Consider the following 17,085-nt stretch of genomic DNA (forward strand, 5'->3'; position numbering starts at 1 on the left):
CTCAGCCCCTTCCGTCCTCGGAGATCCGCCGCGCCGCCGCCTCCCACACCGCGGCGTCGCCACGGGGAGTGAAGCGGCCCAGCGTCTGCGACGCGGCCACGGACGAGCGTAGCCGCGAAAGCCCGCCACGCACCCGTCCCGCCGCGCGCGCCTGCACCAGCACGTTGCCCAGCGAGGCCGCCTCCTTCGGCCCGGCGACCACCGGCAACCCGCAGGCGTCCGCCGTCAGTTGGCACAGCAGCGCGTTCCGCGCGCCGCCGCCCACCACGTGCACCACCCGCACCTCCGCGCCCGCCAGCCGCGCCGCCTCGGCCACCGCCTCGCGGTGCGCCAGCGCCAACGAGTCCAGCACGCAGCGCACCATCCCCGCCCGGCCCTCCGGCTCCGGCTGGCCCGAACGCCGGCAGGCCGCCGCGATGCGCGCCGGCATCCCGCCCGGCGCCAGGAACTCCCCGTCGCCCGCGTCCACCACAGGACCGGGCCCCGGAAGCGCCGCCGCCTCCTCCAGCAGCGGCCCGAGCGCCGGCTCCTCGCCGCCCTCGGCCCACTCCCGCAGACACTCCTGGAGCAGCCACAGACCCATGATGTTCCGCAGATAGCGGACCGTGCCGTCCACGCCCAGCTCGTTGGTGAAGCCGGCCAGCCGGCCCGCCTCGCTCACCACGGGACCCGGCAGCTCAAGCCCCGCCAGCGACCAGGTGCCCGTCGCGACATAGGCGAAGCCGTCCCCCGTCGCCGGCACCCCCACCACGGCCGAGGCCGTGTCGTGCGAGCCCACCGCCGTCACCGGCACCGGACCGGTCAGCCCGCAGTCGCTGAGCACCTCGGGCAGCAGCTCTCCCGCGGGATCGCCCGGCCGCCGCAACGGCGGGAAGAGCCCCAGGTCGACGCCGACCGCCTCCGCCACCTCCCGCGCCCAGTCGCCCGTGCGCGGATCGACCAGCCCGGTCGTGGACGCGTTGGTCAACTCCGTGCCCTCCACCCCGGTCAGCCAGTAGGAGACCAGATCCGGCAGCAGCAACAGCCTCCGGGCGGCCGTCAGTTGCGGCGAGCCCTCCATCGCGGCCAGCTGGTAGACCGTGTTGAACGGCAACGCGCGCAGCCCCGTCGCCCGGTACATCTCCTCCGGCGCCAGCCGCCGCCCCACCCGCTCGGCCACACCGACCGTGCGCCCGTCGCGGTAGTGCACCGGGTTGCCCAGCAGCGCCCCGGAGGCGTCCAGCAGTCCGAAGTCCACCGCCCAGGAGTCGATCCCGACCCCCGCCAGCCGGCCCCCGGCCCGCCGCCCCGCCTCCCGCAGCCCGTCCAGCACCCCCCGGTACAGCGCCAGCACGTCCCAGTACAGCGTGCCGGCCACCCGCACCGGCCGGTTGGGGAACCGGTGCACCTCCACCAGCTCCACACCGCCCCCACCCGCCGCCACCCGGCCGAGCATCACCCGGCCACTGGAGGCGCCGAGGTCGACGGCGGCGAACGGCGCGCCTCCCGCCTCGAAGGACCCGGACTGATCAGCGGACACCACGACACCTCACCACGACTCGCGGACGACTTCGAAGGAACGGACGGCGACCGCCGCCCTCAGCGCAGGAACGCCGCGGCCACCCCCGCGTCCACCGGGATGTGCAGCCCCGTGGTGTGGCCGAGGTCCCCGCCGGTCAACGCGAAGACCGCCGCCGCCACATGCTCCGGCAGCACCTCCCGCTTCAACAGCGTCCGCTGCGCGTAGAACTCGCCGAGACGCTCCTCCTCCACCCCGTACACCGCGGCGCGCTTCGCGCCCCAGCCGCCGGCGAAGATCCCCGAGCCACGCACCACGCCGTCCGGGTTGACCCCGTTGACACGGATGCCGTGCCCGCCCAACTCGGCCGCCAGCAGCCGCACCTGGTGCGCCTGGTCGGCCTTGGTCGCCCCGTAGGCGATGTTGTTGGGCCCGGCGAACACCCCGTTCTTCGACGCGATGTACACGATGTCCCCGCCCAGACCCTGGTCGATCATGACCCGCGCCGCCTCGCGCGAGACCAGGAACGAACCGCGCGCCATGATGTCGTGCTGGAGGTCCCAGTCCGCGACCGTCGTCTCCAGCAGCGGCTTGGAGATCGAGATCCCCGCGTTGTTCACCACCAGGTCCAGCCCGCCGAACGCCAGCACGGCCTCCCGCACCGCCGCCGCCACCTGCTCCTCCTCGGTGACGTCCACCGTCACCGCCACCGCGCGGTCGGGACCGCCCAGCTCCTCGGCGACCGCCAGCGCCGCCGCCGCGTCCCGGTCGGCCACCGCCACGCAGGCGCCCTCCGCCGCCAGCCGCAGCGCCGTGGCCCGCCCGATGCCCGAGCCGCCGCCCGTCACCAGCGCGACCCGCGCCGCCAGCGGCTTCGGCGCCGGCATCCGCCGCAGCTTGGCCTCCTCCAACTCCCAGTACTCGATGCGGAACTTCTCCGACTCCTCGATCGGCGCGTAGGACGAGACCGCCTCCGCGCCCCGCATCACGTTGATCGCGTTCACATAGAACTCGCCCGCCACCCGCGCGGTCTGCTTGTCCTTGCCGAACGAGAACATGCCCACGCCCGGCACCAGCACGATCGCCGGGTCCGCGCCGCGCATCGCCGGCGAGTCCGGCGTCGCGTGCCGCTCGTAGTACGCCCGGTACTCCTCCCGGTACGCCTCGTGCAGCTCGCCCAGCCGCTCCACCACCCGCTCCAGCGGTGCGTCGGCAGGCAGGTCGACGACCAGCGGCCGGACCTTGGTGCGCAGGAAGTGGTCGGGGCAGGAGGTGCCGAGCGCCGCCAGCCGCGGATGCTCCGCGCGCGCCAGGAAGTCCAACACCTCCGGCGCGTCCGTGAAGTGCCCCACCTGCGGCCGGTCCCGCGCCGCCACCCGCCGCACATGCGGCGCCAACTCCGCGGCCCGAGCCCGCCGTTCCGCCTCCGGCAGCGCGCCGAACCCGGGCAGCGGCGCCCCGAACGGCTCCGCCGCGCCGCGCTCCGCCAGGAACGCCTCGGCGGTGCGGATGAGGTGCAGCGAGTTGCGCTCGCACTCCTCGCTGGTCTCGCCCCACGCGGTGATCCCGTGGCCGCCCAGCACACAGCCGATCGCCTCCGGGTGGGCCCGCTTCACCTCGGCGATGTCCAGCCCCAGCTGGAAGCCGGGACGCCGCCACGGCACCCACACCACGCTCCCGCCGAAGCACTCGGCGGTCAGCGCCTCGCCGTCCGCCGCGCAGGCCAGCGCGATCCCCGAGTCCGGGTGCAGATGGTCGACGTGCGCCGCCTCGACCAGCCCGTGCATCGCCGTGTCGATCGACGGCGCCGCACCGCCCTTGCCGTGCAGGCAGAAGTCGAACGCGGCGACCATCTCGTCCTCGCGCTCCACCCCCGGATACACCCCGGCCATCGCCCGCAGCCGCTCCAGCCGCAGCGCCGCCAGCCCCTCCTCGCGGAGCGTCCCCAGATCGCCGCCGGAGCCCTTGACCCACATCAGCTCCACCGGCTCGCCGGTGACCGGGTCCGTCGCCGAGCCCTTCGCCGAGGCGTTGCCACCGGCGTAGTTGGTGTTCCTCGGGTCGGCCCCCAGCCGGTGGGAACGCGCCAGCAGCGCCGCCACCTCCGGGTGCGCCGCGCCCCGCGTCTCGTCGGCACCCATGCTCACGCCCCCCAACCGGCCTGCTGGCCGCCCTGTCGCTCCGCCACGATCCGCTCCGCCCAGCCCGAACGCCGGTAGGCCGCCATCGGCTCCGGGTCAAGACCCCACTCCGCGCGCAACTCCCGCAGCAGCGGCCGGACATCGGTGTGGTACGCGTCCATCAGCACCTCGTTGGCGCCCAGCACGTCACCCTCGGCCTGCGCCGCCGCCAGCGCCTCGGCGTCCACCGACAGCGCCTTGGCCGTGGCCTCCTGCACGTTCATCACCGAGCGGATGATCGCCGGGATCTTCGGCTCGATGTTGTGGCACTGGTCCAGCATGAACGCCACGTCCGGCGTCAACCCGCCGCCGCGCACCACCTCGTACATGATGCGGAAGAGCTGGAACGGGTCGGCGGCGCCCACCATCAGGTCGTCGTCCGCGTAGAAGCGGGAGTTGAAGTCGAAGCCGCCGAGCTTCCCCTCCCGCAGCAGCGTCGCCACGATGAACTCGATGTTGGTGCCCGGCGCGTGGTGCCCGGTGTCCACCACCACCTGCGCCTTCGGCCCGAGCTTGAGGCAGTGCGCGTAGGCGGTGCCCCAGTCCGGGACGTCCGTCATGTAGAACGCGGGCTCGAAGAACTTGTATTCCAGCAGCATCCGCTGCCCCTCGCCCAGCCGCTCGTAGACCGCCGCCAGCGCCTCGGCCAGCCGGTCCTGCCGGGTGCGGATGTCGTCCTGCCCCGGGTAGTTGGTGCCGTCGGAGAACCACAGCTTGAGGTCGGCCGAGCCGGTGGCGTCCATGATGTCCACGCACTCCAGCAGGTGCGCCAGCGCCTTGCGCCGCACGGCCGGGTCGGGGTGGGTGACGCTGCCCAGCTTGTAGTCGTCCTCCTGGAAGACGTTGGAGTTGATGGCGCCCAGCCGCAGGCCCCGCTCGCGCGCGTGGTCGGAGAGCGCGGCGTAGTCGTCGACCCGGTCCCAGGGGATGTGCAGCGCGACCGTGGGGGCGACCCCGGTGTGCGCGTGCACCCGCGCGGCGTCGTCCAGCTTCTCGAACGGGGTACGCGGTACGCCCTCCTGCGCGAAGACCTTGAAACGGGTGCCGGAGTTGCCGTACGCCCACGAGGGCGTCTCGATGGCCTGGGAGGACAGGGCCGCCTTGACGGCGGGGGAGGGGGTCATGCGATCAGGGCTCCCGTAGCGCTGAGGGGGACGGTTCGGGGGAACGTTCAGGAGACAGCTATGAATCGTTTCACAGTCACCGTCGACGCTAAGAGCCCGCGCCGAGCGCTGTCAAGGGAACGGCCCGATCCCGCAACCGCTCACCTCGCACTTCTTCGCGGCGCCTGGCGTGCGCCCGCCCGCGCCGGCGGCCCTTGACGCCGCGCGCGCCCCGTCCCATGCTGGCCCCCACTCGCATGAAACCTTTCACAAGGAGTGCACCGTGCAGCGCGTCTGCTTCCTGCTCAAGGTCCGCCCCGACCGCGTCGAGGAGTACCGGCGCCGCCACGCCGACGTCTGGCCCGAGATGTGCGAGGCGCTCAGCGCCACCGGCTGGCACAACTACTCCCTCTTCCTGCGCGAGGACGGGCTCCTCGTCGGCTACCTGGAGACCGAGGACTTCGAGGCCGCCCAGCGTGCCATGGCGGCCACCGACGTCAACGACCGCTGGCAGGCCGAGATGGGCGCGCTCTTCGAGCCGCTGGACGGCCAGCGCCCCGACGAGGCGATGAAGCCGCTGACCGAGGTCTTCCACCTGGCCTGAGCGGCACGCCCCCGCTGGTGCATACCATGGCCCGGCTACGCGGGACACGAGACGAACGGAAGACGGACATGGCGCACACGGTCGGCATCAAGGAAGTGGCCAGGGCCGCCGGGGTCTCCGTCGGGACCGTCTCCAACGTCATCAACCGGCCCCACATGGTCGCCGAGGAGACCAGGGAACGCGTCCAGTCCACCATCGCGCGCCTGGGCTACGTCCGCAGCGAGTCGGCCCGTCAACTCCGCGCCGGGCAGAGCCGGATCATCGCGCTGCTGGTGCTCGACATGGGCAACCCGTTCTTCGTCGACGTCGCCACCGGCGCCGAGCGCGTCGCCCGCGCCGAGAAACTCGGCGTGATGCTCTGCAACAGCGCCGAGAGCTCGGCCGAGGAGGCCGACTACCTCTCGCTCTTCGCCGAACAGCGCGTGCGCGGCGTGCTGTTGACCCCGGCCGACATGTCAGGGCGCAATCTCACCGAGTTCCGCAGGCACGGCATCCCGTTCGTCTTCGTCGACCGTGTGCTGCCCAGCGCCGAGGGCTGCTCGGTCTCCGTCGACGACGTGAGGGGAGGCGCGCTGGCCGTCCGGCACCTGCTGGACCAGGGCCATCCCGAGGTCGCCTACGTCAGCGGGCCGATGTCGCTCAAGCAGTGCCGCGACCGCGAGCAGGGCGCCGGGGAGGCCCTCGCCGACGCCGGGTTGCCGCCCGGCGCGCTGCGCCACATCGAGGCCGACCGGCTCGACGTCGCCTCGGGACGCGACGCCGGCGCCCGGCTGCTCGGCCTCGCGCCCCGGCCGACCGCCGTCTTCTGCGCCAACGACCTGCTGGCGCTCGGCGTCCTCCAGGCGCTGTTCGCGGCAGGGGTGCGGGTGCCGGAGGAGATGGCGATCGTCGGGTACGACGACATCGAGTTCGCCGCCGCCGCGGCCGTGCCGCTCACCTCGGTGCGGCAGCCGGCCGTCCGGATGGGGCAGCAGGCGGCCGAACTGCTGCTGGAGGAGACCGGCGAGGACGCGGCCCGGCACCGACACCAACGCATCGTCTTCGAACCCGAGTTGATCGTCCGCGAGTCCAGCCTGGCCGCCCGCCGCTGAGAACCCGCCCCGACGGGCGCGGCGCATCTCGTTCCGCCGGCTCCACCCGGCGAACATGGATGCCATGAACCACACCGGCAACGGCTTCGACAGCCGCGTCCTCGACCTCACCACCGGCTCCCGTGAGACCGTGCACGACCTGACCTCCGAGTGCGCCGCCTACCTGCGGGAGGTGGCCGACGGCCGCGACGGGCTCCTCAACGTCTTCACCCCGCACGCCACCTGCGGCATCGCCCTCATCGAGACCGGCGCCGGCAGCGACGACGACCTCCTCGCCGCGCTGCGCGACCTGCTCCCCGCCGACGACCGCTGGCGCCACCGCCACGGCACCCCCGGCCACGGCCGCGACCACGTCCTCCCCGCCCTCGTCCCGCCCCACGCCACCCTCCCCGTCCTCTCGGGCCGGCTGGCCCTGGGCACCTGGCAGTCCGTCTGCGTCGTCGACACCAACATCTCTAATACCAACAGGCAGGTACGGCTCAGCTTCCTCGGCTGAGCCCGCCGCTCCTGGGTGCGACCGCCGATTCTCCCTACCCTGCTGGCGGAACGGAGAACGCTGTGCGTGGTGTGGACCTGGAGACGGTGGAGCGGCCCTTCGACGGCTGCGGGAAGTGCTTGCTGGGAGTTCGGCGGCTGTCGCGGATGAAGGCGGCGACGACGTCGCCGGAGCGGCAGCGGGAGAACGTGCTGTCGGCCGCCGCGGCGGTGGGCGGCCACATCATCGCCTGGGCGGACGACTGGGAGGTCTCGGGGGCGACCGACCCGGTGACCCGCCCGAGGCTGGGGCCGTGGCTCCGGGGCGAGCGCGCTCCGTTCGACGGCCTGGTGGCGGCGGCCGTGGACCGGCTGGGCCGCAACGTGGTCGACTGCCTGAACACCGGCTACCGCATGCGCGACGAGGGCCGTCTGCTCGTGACCTATGGCCACGAGGGGCCGTGGGACCTGGACGACGCGGTCGACGAGAACCGCTTCACGATGGAGGCGTGGGGCGCGCAGATGGAGCTGCGGGCGATCCAGCGCCGCAACCGTGACGCGACGGAGAAGATGCGGCGGGCCGGCAGGCCGAAGGGGAAGCCTTCTTACGGGTTCCGTTTCCTCCGCGCCTCGGTGGGCGGCAGGATCGAGCGCGTCGAGTTGCACCCGCACGCCGCCGGGGTGCTGCGGGACGTCGCGCGGCGGATCCTGGCCGACGCGGAGCTGGTCACGCCCAGCGGCGAGGCCGCACGGCTGAACCGCCTGGGGGAACTTGCACCGATCGATCACCTGGCCGTGATGTATGGGCGGCAGGCACAGGGGCGCCCGTGGTACCCGACAAGCCTGCGCAACATCCTGCTCTCCGAAGCGACACTGGGCTACCTGATGCACCGCGGCCGGCCGGTCCTGGACCGCTCGGGACAGCCGGTGCGCCTGTGCGAGGGGGTGTGGGACCGTGCGATGCACGAGGAGCTCAAGCGGGTGCTGACCCCCCGGGAGACCCCCTTTGTGGGGCGGCGTTCCAACCGCGACTACATGCTCACCGAGGTGGCGCTGTGCGGGAACTGCCACAACCGGCTCTTCACACAGACCTCCGCGCTTCAGCCCCGGCGCTACGTTTGCACGGTGCGGAACAAGGGCTGGCGCAGCGCCAGGGACTGCCGTCCCGCACCGTTGGTCATGACTCATCGCCTGGACGCGTGGGTGGAGGAGTGGTTCCTGCGGACCTACGGTGACGGAATGATCTTCGAGACCGTCTACGACCCGGGCAACGGGGTGCGTGAACGGATCGCCGAGATACGGGCGAACCGGGAACGCCTGCGGGCGGACCGGCAATCCGGCCTGTACGACGCCCCCGACGACGCCGAGTGGTTCCGCCAGCGGTATGCGGAGATGGGGCGGGAACTGGCACTGCTGGAGGCGGAACCCGAGCGTGCGCCGGGGCTTGTCCAAAGGCCGACGGGGGAGACCGTTGCCGACCGCTGGGCCAAGGCGGCGGACGATCAGGCGCGCAAGGAGATCCTTCTCGATTTCGGCGTCCGGGTCACGCTCTTTCCCGCCTCCGCTCCCGTGCGCTGGGTACCGGGCGTTGTCCACGGCCCACACCGCCCTCAGACGGAGCGCGGTTAACAGTGCGCCCGCCGCGCTGGCCGTGCATGACCGGCTTCCTACCGGAATAGTCCTGCAGGGCCAAGCCGGGTAACGGCACGTCTCCTGTGTGGGATGAGTCCCATACAGGAGACGTGCTACTCGATGAGGGAAGCCAAGTCCGCCCGTGTCGCTGGGCGATTCCGCATAGCGAGTTCCGTCCCCGGCTACTCGCCGCTCTGCGCCACATGGCTGCTGGATGGTGTGGATCGGGAGGAGAGCAGGATGCTTGCCGACGTCTTGGAAGCCCGTTTTCAGCGGGGCACCGACCGCACGCGTCCAGGCGAATATCTCCTGCATGGTAGTAGCCTTGACATCCTCATCGAGAGGGTGGAAACGGATGCGAAGTCGCCTGTAACCGGCGCCGGCCAAGACGAGTCGCGTATGTGCGGCAAGGGCCACCTGCTCAAGGCGGCAGCGGAGGCGCACTCCGCCGGTGGTATCTGTTCACAGCAAGAATGGTGGATGAAGCCCGTTGCGCGGCTATGGTTCCGGCTGGGGGAAATCCCGGAGTCGGGAATCTTCCATCTCGCCTCGCCCTCCGCGGAGTTCGCTGAATCCCTTCGCACCGTCGTCGCTGGCGCCGACCTGGAACGAGACCACGCGCGCTGTGTGCTGCTCCTGAAGAGGGAAACACTCACCACGCGATCCGGAGTGCACGTCGCCTTCGCGCACCCGGAGCTCCGTACCGGCTGAGCAGTCGGCCAATCCGGCTACGCGGCCCGGAGCTGGGCGGCTTCTTCTCGTATCTGTCGGTTACTGAGGTTGCATTCGTGATGTCGCAAGGGCTGCAGTATGTGGCCAAGGAGAGCGTGATCCGCACTTTTGAGGTCGTGGGTGTACGTGGCCCGTTGTCGGGTGGCGTCCCGTGTGATGTCCGTGAACGGGTTCGAGTACAGGCAGTTCATCGCCCATTCCATCCCCCCTCTCCCTGCGTGCAGGTGAGGAAGCCCTCTGAGCCGTGGTCGCCGTCGCCGCAGCTCATGACTGTTCTTCGGCTTCCAGGGCGAATCGGCCGACCCGATCTTGGTCATCCACTCGCGGGCGCGCTGTGCGTATCCGAGGGGGGACTTGAACTGCCACCCCGAACACCACGCTACCAGGGCCCTGACCTGCGGTTTTCTCTGTTTGATGGGGCTGGGGCACGGCTCGCGCTTCGTGCCCGCTACCTGGGGTTTTCCGAGTCTTCCTGACTGCTGTTGTCCACGCGTTGTCCACGTGACGGGGCCGACGAGGCGCCTTCCATGCCCCGCGCCAGATGCGGCGATGTCACGGAGGTGCGGGAGCGCGGAGCCGAGGACGGGATGGCCGCGAGGGTTGTCGACCGGGTGTGGGACGCAGATGGCTCCCGGCTCCCTGAGAACCATGCGACGGAGTCGCGTTGCGGCCGGAGCAAGCATGGGGCTGCCGGAAGCAATTGGGAAGGTGCTTAGAAGGCACCTGGGCTGATGCATCGAACGTGGGCTTCTACCTGCGTGTTTGCGGCAGGGGGTGCCGTGCGAACAGGCACTTGGACACGTATTTGACATGAGTCACCGTTGGCGTGACTCATGCCGGAGAAGCACGGCAGATGCTGACGGCGAGTCTCCCCAAACGCAGCTCGCATTCGCGCGGGCAGGGCGGACACATGCTTGACGACGGCATTGCTCGTCTCGGCCAGTCGATCCCCGCGTGGGGGGCGGACCGGGTGGCAAGGTCCTCGGTCTGGCCCTGGTGCGGTCGATCCCCGCGTGGGCGGGGCGGACCCGGTCTCCAGGCAGAAGGAGCAGCCCTCCAGCGGTCGACCCCCGTGGGCGGGGCGGACGCGAGGTGCTTCTCGCTCTCCGCGATCTCGTCCGGTCGATCCCCGCGTGGGCGGGGCGGACTGCCGGCCGACAAACGGCCACCGGTCTACGACCGGTCGATCCCCGCGTGGGCGGGGCGGACGCGTCCCCGCCATGCGCGGTCCGGGGGCGCCCCGGTCGATCCCCGCGTGGGCGGGGCGGACCCTTTTTCACCTGCGATGTTAGAGACGCTTTGCCATTCCTTTGCTGAAGGTGTCGCCTGTGCTGACGAGGCCGTTGAGGGGGTCGAGGTGGTGGGTTGCAGTACAGGTGTTGGTGGTGGGTTGGGGGAGGAGGTGGATGTCGCGGAGGGCGCCGGTTGTGGTCCAGCCGGGTGGGGTGTGGGTTGGGGTGCCGGTTCGTTGGAGGGTGTCCAGGTTGATGGGGATGGTTTTGTGCATGAGGCGGCGGATGGTGGGTTTGTCGGTGGGGTGGACGGTGTGCGGGAGTGGTTGGTGGCGGGTGGTGCGGTCGAGCCAGTGGTTGCCGTCGGGGTCGGTGTAGACGGGGAGGACGCGGATGCTGTCGGCGCCGAGGCGGGTGGTGAGGGCGTCCTCGTCGTCGGTGGTGGTGAGGGGGTGGAGGTCGCGGAGGGCGTCGGTGGGGGGCGGGATGGTGTTGGTTTCGGCGATGGATTCCATGGCGTGTTCGGTGGCGGCGCGTTCGAGGCCGGCGGGGGTGGTCCAGTCGTGGGTGTAGACGTTGTCGACGAGTTGCTGGACGTCGTGGGGGATGCGGCAGGTGGCGTTGGGGAGTTGGCGTAGGGCGGTCAGGGTGCGGTCGAGGAGGTTGCCGGAGTAGACGGAGCCCCAGCGGCGTGGGGGGAGTTGCCCGGTGGGGACGAGGACGGTGAGGGCGGGGGTGGGTGCCCAGTCGGGGCGGCGGTCGCGGTCGTGGCGTTGGCAGCGGCCGGCGCGTTGGAGGAGGAGGGCGATGGGCGCGAGGTCGGTGATGACGTGGTCGAAGTCGACGTCGAGGGATTGTTCGATGACTTGGGTGGCGATGACGATGACGGGGCGGGCTGGTCGTCGTGCGGCGGGGTCCTTGTCGTCTGGGGGGCTGGCCCAACGCAGGACGCGGCGGGTGATGCCTTCGCGTTGGCGCTGGGGGAAGCGGGCGTGGAGGAGTTGGATGAGCGGCGGGTGGGCGCCGTTGAGGTGGTTGCGTAGGAGGTTGGCGGTTTGTTGGGCGTCGGCGACGGTGTTGCAGACGATGAGGGCGGTGCCCTCGCCGCTGTTGGTGAGGGGTTGGAGGGCGGCGAGGAGGGTGTGGGCTCGGCCTCCTGGGGTGGTGGGGTTGTGGGTGTGGGTGACGTGGGTGAGGTGGATGCGGAGGTCGCGGGCTCTGGTGCTGGGGAGGGTGGGGCTGGTGGTGACGGTTCCGGTGGTGGCGTCGATGTGGGTCCAGCCGGGGTAGGTGGGCTGGATGGTGGTGGGGGCGGTGTGGCCGGCGCCGGTGCGGTAGGCGTGGGCGAGTTGGGTGGCGATGCGGCCGGTGAGGGTGGCGGAGAGGAGAACGACGGGGACGCGGCAGTGCCCGAGCCATTGGAGGAGGCGGGCGGTGAGGTGGTGGCCGTAGGCGTCGTAGGCGTGGGCTTCGTCGATGATGATGGTTTTGCCGGTCAGGCCCAGCCAGCGCATCGCGTTGAAGCGCAGGGGAAGTGCGGCCAGGGCGGCGGTGTCCCAGGTGCCGGTGGCGATGCCGGCGAGCAGGCCGCGGTGTCGGCCTCGTAGCCATTCTCCGACGATGAGGGCGATCTCCCGTTTGGTGAGACTGGTGTCGTCATCCGTGTGGTCGTCGAGCCAGGCCAGGGAGTGGAGTCTGGCGACGGGAGTGGGGTCTTTGAGCGTGCGGTCGGCGAAGCGGCGTTTGCGGCGGTGCATGGCGTCTGTGGTGGCCATGGTGGGCAGGAAGGTGCCCAGCCCCGGGGTGCCGGAGGCGTGGCCGAGAAGGCGGGCGGCGAGGAGTCCGCTTTCGGTCTTCCCGTCGCCGGTGGGCGCGGTCACGATGACCAGTCCGGGGCCGTGGACCAGTGCGGGCAGGTGAGCGTCGATATCGGCCTGCAGTGGGTAGGGCTGGGTGATCTGCGGGAAGAGTCCGGCGAAGGTTGTCTCCGGCTTCCAGGTCGGTTGCCGCAGTTGTGCCTTGTCGAGGAGCCCGGGGAGGGCTTGCCGGGCGCGGGCGGCGTGGCGTGACCAGTCGTCGCGTTCCGCGTCCGGGGTGGAGAGACGTTGGCGCAGTCGCGCTCGGACCCAGGAGCGTTGGGAGACGAGCCAGTCGGCGAGGATGACCACGCCGGTGGTGAGCACGGCGGCGGCCGGGGTGCCGAAGCGTGCCGGTGGGGACGGCTGGCCGCACAGCTGGTGGAGCAACTCGACTGTGGCTTCGCGTTGTTCGGCCCAGCTGCGGTTGCCGACACGCTGCTCGTGGCGGTGTGGGTCCGCGAGTTGCTCGGATGTCAGCGCGGTGCCGTAGCGCCCGTGGTGGCCGCCGAGTATCTGGGCGATCTGGTGGGCGAGCGAGCGTTTCGGTCGGTTACCGGCACCGGGGTACCCCCGGGTGTGGAGTAGCGCGGGCAGCGTCAGGTGGGTGACTCGTTCGTGGCGGAGGGGCTCCTGCTGGTGCCAGCCAGCGGGTGTGGGGTAGGCGGAGTCGTGCGGGAGGCTGCCGGCGGCGTCCGGTTGGCTGTGCTGGAAGCTGGGGCAGAGCTTTCCGAGGTCGTGGAGTCCTGCCCAGAAGCCGGTGAGCGCGCGGGCGTGCTGGTCGGTAACGCCCCAGCCCTGCGCGATGGCGCGGCGTTGCCCGGGGGCGAGGTAGTGCTCCCACAGTTCCATCGCGGCCATGGCTGTGTCGATGAGGTGGCAGGGCACCGGGTAGGGGCCGAGGTCTTCGACGCCCGACCACTTGGCCCAGAGGCGGTGGTCGACGGGCGGGGGCATCATCGCGAGGCCTCCAGAGCGGTGGGGACGACGTGGTGCAGAGGGTGCCCCGCGTGGGCAGGGCGGCCGTGATGACAGTCGCAGAACGACAATCCGAGACGGTCGAACTCCGCGGTGGCGGAGCGATGCCGGACTCTACCGCATGTGACTGACCGAGTGCTCTGCGTTTGGCAAGTCTCGGATTGTTGTTTAGAGTGACGACTCCCTGACCCTCCGGTGTCGTCAACTCGGCGCTGGCGTGCTCTGGTTGGGGTGTTTTTCCGTCATTGCGTGGATTGGGGTCGGTGTGTCTGAGGTGTCGCCGGGGTTTTGCGTGGCCACCGACCCGTGTGTGCGGATGCGCTGGCACCGGGACGCGCCGCCGGGGGAGTTGGCTGACCTGGTGGGGGCCGCGCCGGGCGCGACGAGCTGGGTGGGCGTGCGCGGGGCGTTGGCCGCAGCCCACCTGGGCACGCTCGACATCCCGAACCCGGCGGTGGATTCCGCGATGCGACGGCTGTTGACGGCGTTCGTGATCCGCATGGTCGGCTTCGGCATCCCGGATACCGACGCCTGGGAGGATGCCTGGGACGAACTGTTGGCGATCCGGCGTTTCGACCCAGGTGTCATCGACACCTATCTGGAGCGGTGGCGGCACCGCCTGTATCTACGGGATGCGGAGCGCCCTCTGCTCCAGGACCCGCGCCTGGCGCGGGAGGTCTCCACGCTGGCGCCGCCCGGCCGGTTGGTGATGACGCGGGCCTCCGGCAGTGGCCAGCCGTGGATCGACCACACCCCGCAGGACGAGCCGGTGGACGCCCGGGAGGCGCTGGGGTGGATCGTGGCCTGGCGCGCCTACGGTCCCTCGGGCATGGGCGGGGAGCGCAACCACGGAGGGGTGAAACACAAGTCGATGACGGCGGGGCGGCTGCGCGCGGCGATCTCGTTCCACCCCGAGACCAACAGCCTGTTCCACGATTTGCTGTTGTCCGCTCCTCCTCCGGACCAGGTCCCGCTCACCGGCGAGGACATCCCGGAATGGGAGGCCGAACAGCTGCCGGACCCGCTCCGCCCCCGCGTCCCGTGCGGCCCCGTCGGGCGGCTCACCGGTCGAGCGTTCCACGCCGTCCTGCTGGAGATGCCCGACGATCTGCGGGTGACCGGGTGCCGCATCGCCTGGGCCATCCCCGTCCCCACGACCGCCAGGACCGCCGAGGCCAAAAAGGCAGCCGAGATGACGATGGAGGCGATCACCGCGGCCACCGACCCGTTCGTGATCAACCGCGCCAAGGGCGGGCCTCTCCGAGCGGCCCACGCCCGCGCGCTCCTGCGTGATTTCGACACCCTGATCGCGGCCCGGCGAACGGACCCACCCCAGGGAGTCGTTCCTCCGGCCTGGTTGGGCCTGCTTGCCTCACTGCCGTCTGCCGCCCGGGAGCGGATCGGCCCGGTGCGGGTCCGAGTCCTCGCCTGCGACCAGGACAAACAACCCCGCGAGACCCACTGGTGGTCAGCCATCACCCCGGTGTCCATCGCCGCCTACCTCAACGACCCCGACCGAGCCGCGCTGATCGCCGCCGTCCGAGAACGCGCGGAGAAAACGGAAACGGCCCTGTCGAGGGCGCTCTCGTCGGCATGGCGCGGCATGAGCCCCGACCCACGGTCCACCTGCCCGTGGACGACCAGCGGCCGGGCCGCCTACTGGGACCGAGCCGACCCACTGTTTTGGCCCGCGCTCCAACCCGGGGCGCCCGCACCCCAGTTCGGTGCCCTCGCCCGACAGATTTTCGACACCGAGACCCACCACGCCGCGGCCACCCCGGTCGGGATGCTGCCGGTCGCCCAGGCCCGCGCCGGCCTCGTCCGCGCCACCACGCCGTCACGGAGGAACCGTTGACCAGCCCGAACAACGCGCGCAACCACCTGGAGCGGTACGAGGAGTTCATGGCGACCGTCCGCGCCGCCTGTGCCACCCCGGAGGGGCGAGTCGCCATCCGCCAAGGGCTGACGGACAACTTCGCCGACCCCTGGCGGATGCACATGCACCTCCTCGCCCACGGGGCCATCCCCACGGCGCAACACCGCGACGCCGAGTATCCGTTCCTCCTCGTCGCCGCCCTCTGGGCGACCCACGACGCCCCCAACCCCCGCATGAACAGCCGCTGGCCGGCCCCCGAACCACCGCCAGCCAACCCGGGCCACAACCTCGGCTGGTCCCTCGCCCGCGCCGAGCGGGCCGGCGTTTTCACCCGGCAGTCCGCCACCGGCCAGCTGACCTCCCTGAGTATGCGCGACGCCCCCGGCCTCTACCAGGCCATCCCCGGACTCGTCGCCCTGCTCCGCGACAACAACATCCCGATCTCCTGGCCGGTGTTGCTGTCCGACCTCACCCGCTGGGAGCGCTGGGGCGATGAAGTCCGCGTCCGCTGGGCCCGCCAGTACCACCACACCCTCAACGAGAAGAAGGCAAGCCGGTGACCACCAACCTGTTCGTGGACGTGCACATCGTCCAGTCCATGCCCTACAACAGCGTCAACCGCGACCGCAACGGGATGCCCAAGGTCGCCGTTTTCGGCGGCGTCACTCGCGGCCGGACCTCCGGACAACACGACCGGCGCCACGCCCGCGACGCCCTGGAGAAGGCCCTGGGCGAGAAGGCCTACCGCACCCGCCGCACCCCCCAAGAGGTCGCCAAGCGGCTCGCCGAACGCGGCTGGGACCAGGGCGACGCGTTGCTCGCCACCCAGATCCTCATCGCCGCCCTCGGCATCAAGGGACTGGGCATCACCGACGAAGGGTCGACCAACACCCTGCTGTTCCTGCCCGCCACCGCCTTCGACGACCTCGCCGACCTCGCCGACGCCGACCGTGACACTCTCACCCAAGCCGCCAACGCCGCGCGCACGGCTATGGAGAAGGCGAAGAAGAAGACCGCCCCGAAGAGCGGAACCGGCGAGGACAACGCCGAGGACGACGACACCCCGACCAACGACTCCGACGAGGACAGCGGCGCCACCGCCATCCTCGCCAAGGCCGCCAAAACCGCCAAGCTGGAGAAGACCACCATCGACGCGGTACGGCAGATCCTGCACACCAAGAACGCCTCCATCGCCGCCTACGGCCGGATGCTCGCCAACGACCCCGGCTCCACCACCACCGGAGCCGTCCAGACCGCGCACTCCATCTCCACCCACGCAGTCGCCCCACAGATCGACTTCTTCTCCGCCGTCGACGACATCGTCAAGAACGACGGAGAAGAGACCGGCGCCGGCCACATGGGCGACCAGAACTACAGCTCCGCCACCTACTACCGCTACAGCACCGTCAACATGGGCGCGCTGACCACCAACCTCGGCGGCGACCACACCACCGCCAACGACGTCCTCACCGCCCTCCTCCACGCCCTGGCCACCGTCGTCTTCCCCGGCAAGGCCACCACCACCGCCCCCCACGCCCCACCCCACCTCGTCTACATCGCCATCCGCACCGACCGACCCGTCAACCTCGTCGGCGCCTTCGAAACCCCCGTCCCCGCCGGCCCCCAGGGCTACCTCCGCGCCAGCACGGCCGCCCTCGACACCCACAACCAGGCCGTCACCGACTTCTTCGGCCCAGACAACCACCTCACCCACGCCCACACCACCCTCATCTCCGACCAGCAACACCCCTCACTCGGCGAGCGCCTCACCAGCCTCGAACAACTCATCCAGCACACCATCACCGCCATCGCCACCCACACCAAGTAGC

The 17,085-nt window shown here is 71.1% G+C and carries 12 protein-coding genes; 8 read left to right on the forward strand and 4 right to left on the reverse strand.

All coding sequences use genetic code 11. The annotated features are described in order from the left end of the window. Position 1 precedes the first annotated feature (1 nt). The 3 genes from FH715_RS22125 to rhaI are packed head-to-tail and all read right to left on the reverse strand — an operon-like array spanning position 2 to position 4,802. Positions 2-1,519: a rhamnulokinase gene (locus FH715_RS22125; RefSeq protein WP_281290770.1), complete on the reverse strand. Its 1,518-nt coding sequence runs from the start codon at positions 1,517-1,519 to the stop codon at positions 2-4. Positions 1,520-1,578: 59 nt separating this feature from the next. After that, positions 1,579-3,639, reverse strand: coding sequence for a bifunctional aldolase/short-chain dehydrogenase (locus FH715_RS22130; RefSeq protein ID WP_139648070.1), 2,061 nt, complete (start codon positions 3,637-3,639; stop codon positions 1,579-1,581). Positions 3,640-3,641: 2 nt separating this feature from the next. After that, a complete protein-coding gene (rhaI, locus tag FH715_RS22135) occupies positions 3,642-4,802 on the reverse strand; it encodes an L-rhamnose isomerase (RefSeq protein ID WP_139648072.1) in 1,161 nt (386 codons plus the stop codon). A gap of 262 nt (positions 4,803-5,064) precedes the next feature. On the opposite strand from rhaI, the gene FH715_RS22140 reads away from it, so the two are divergent. From FH715_RS22140 to FH715_RS22160, 5 genes are all read left to right on the forward strand, one after another. Further along, positions 5,065-5,385, forward strand: coding sequence for an L-rhamnose mutarotase (locus tag FH715_RS22140; RefSeq protein ID WP_139648074.1), 321 nt, complete (start codon positions 5,065-5,067; stop codon positions 5,383-5,385). 68 nt (positions 5,386-5,453) lie between these two features. Then, complete coding sequence (locus tag FH715_RS22145) at positions 5,454-6,476, forward strand: LacI family DNA-binding transcriptional regulator (protein WP_139648076.1); 1,023 nt, start codon at positions 5,454-5,456, stop codon at positions 6,474-6,476. 64 nt (positions 6,477-6,540) lie between these two features. Continuing rightward, positions 6,541-6,972 (forward strand): secondary thiamine-phosphate synthase enzyme YjbQ, encoded by a 432-nt coding sequence (locus FH715_RS22150; RefSeq protein WP_139648078.1) that lies wholly within the window; start codon positions 6,541-6,543, stop codon positions 6,970-6,972. A 62-nt stretch (positions 6,973-7,034) separates the two neighbouring features. Beyond that, positions 7,035-8,579 carry a recombinase family protein gene (locus FH715_RS22155; RefSeq protein ID WP_139648081.1) on the forward strand — a complete coding sequence of 515 codons (1,545 nt, stop codon included), beginning with the start codon at positions 7,035-7,037 and terminating at the stop codon, positions 8,577-8,579. 243 nt (positions 8,580-8,822) lie between these two features. Further along, positions 8,823-9,293 (forward strand): hypothetical protein, encoded by a 471-nt coding sequence (locus FH715_RS22160; protein ID WP_139648082.1) that lies wholly within the window; start codon positions 8,823-8,825, stop codon positions 9,291-9,293. Between the two features lie 1,309 nt (positions 9,294-10,602). Here the strand turns inward: FH715_RS22160 and cas3 are convergent. Further along, positions 10,603-13,362 (reverse strand): CRISPR-associated helicase Cas3', encoded by a 2,760-nt coding sequence (cas3, locus tag FH715_RS22165; RefSeq protein WP_139648084.1) that lies wholly within the window; start codon positions 13,360-13,362, stop codon positions 10,603-10,605. 310 nt (positions 13,363-13,672) lie between these two features. Here cas3 and casA point away from each other — a divergent pair, with 310 nt between their 5' ends. Genes casA through FH715_RS22180 form a run of 3 tightly spaced genes read left to right on the forward strand, consistent with a single transcriptional unit; the run spans position 13,673 to position 17,084 of the window. Continuing rightward, positions 13,673-15,235: a type I-E CRISPR-associated protein Cse1/CasA gene (gene casA / locus FH715_RS22170; protein WP_139648086.1), complete on the forward strand. Its 1,563-nt coding sequence runs from the start codon at positions 13,673-13,675 to the stop codon at positions 15,233-15,235. Next, complete coding sequence (gene casB / locus FH715_RS22175; RefSeq protein ID WP_139648088.1) at positions 15,232-15,816, forward strand: type I-E CRISPR-associated protein Cse2/CasB; 585 nt, start codon at positions 15,232-15,234, stop codon at positions 15,814-15,816. The genes casA and casB overlap by 4 nt, the downstream gene beginning before the upstream one ends. Next, a complete protein-coding gene (locus FH715_RS22180; RefSeq protein ID WP_139648090.1) occupies positions 15,813-17,084 on the forward strand; it encodes a type I-E CRISPR-associated protein Cas7/Cse4/CasC in 1,272 nt (423 codons plus the stop codon). Before casB ends, FH715_RS22180 begins: the two co-directional genes overlap by 4 nt. Position 17,085: the final 1 nt, after the last annotated feature.

The organism is Streptomyces sedi (genome assembly GCF_006335015.1).
In the GTDB taxonomy this organism is placed as follows: domain Bacteria; phylum Actinomycetota; class Actinomycetes; order Streptomycetales; family Streptomycetaceae; genus Streptomyces; species Streptomyces sedi.

Excerpts from the sequence above, each read along its gene's own strand:
- FH715_RS22130 (WP_139648070.1), bottom strand. The coding sequence starts at position 3,639 with ATGGGTGCCGACGAGACGCGGGGCGCGGCGCACCCGGAGGTGGCGGCG.
- rhaI (WP_139648072.1), bottom strand. The coding sequence starts at position 4,802 with ATGACCCCCTCCCCCGCCGTCAAGGCGGCCCTGTCCTCCCAGGCCATC.
- FH715_RS22145 (WP_139648076.1), top strand. The coding sequence starts at position 5,454 with ATGGCGCACACGGTCGGCATCAAGGAAGTGGCCAGGGCCGCCGGGGTC.
- FH715_RS22150 (WP_139648078.1), top strand. The coding sequence starts at position 6,541 with ATGAACCACACCGGCAACGGCTTCGACAGCCGCGTCCTCGACCTCACC.
- FH715_RS22160 (WP_139648082.1), top strand. The coding sequence starts at position 8,823 with ATGCTTGCCGACGTCTTGGAAGCCCGTTTTCAGCGGGGCACCGACCGC.
- cas3 (WP_139648084.1), bottom strand. The coding sequence starts at position 13,362 with ATGATGCCCCCGCCCGTCGACCACCGCCTCTGGGCCAAGTGGTCGGGC.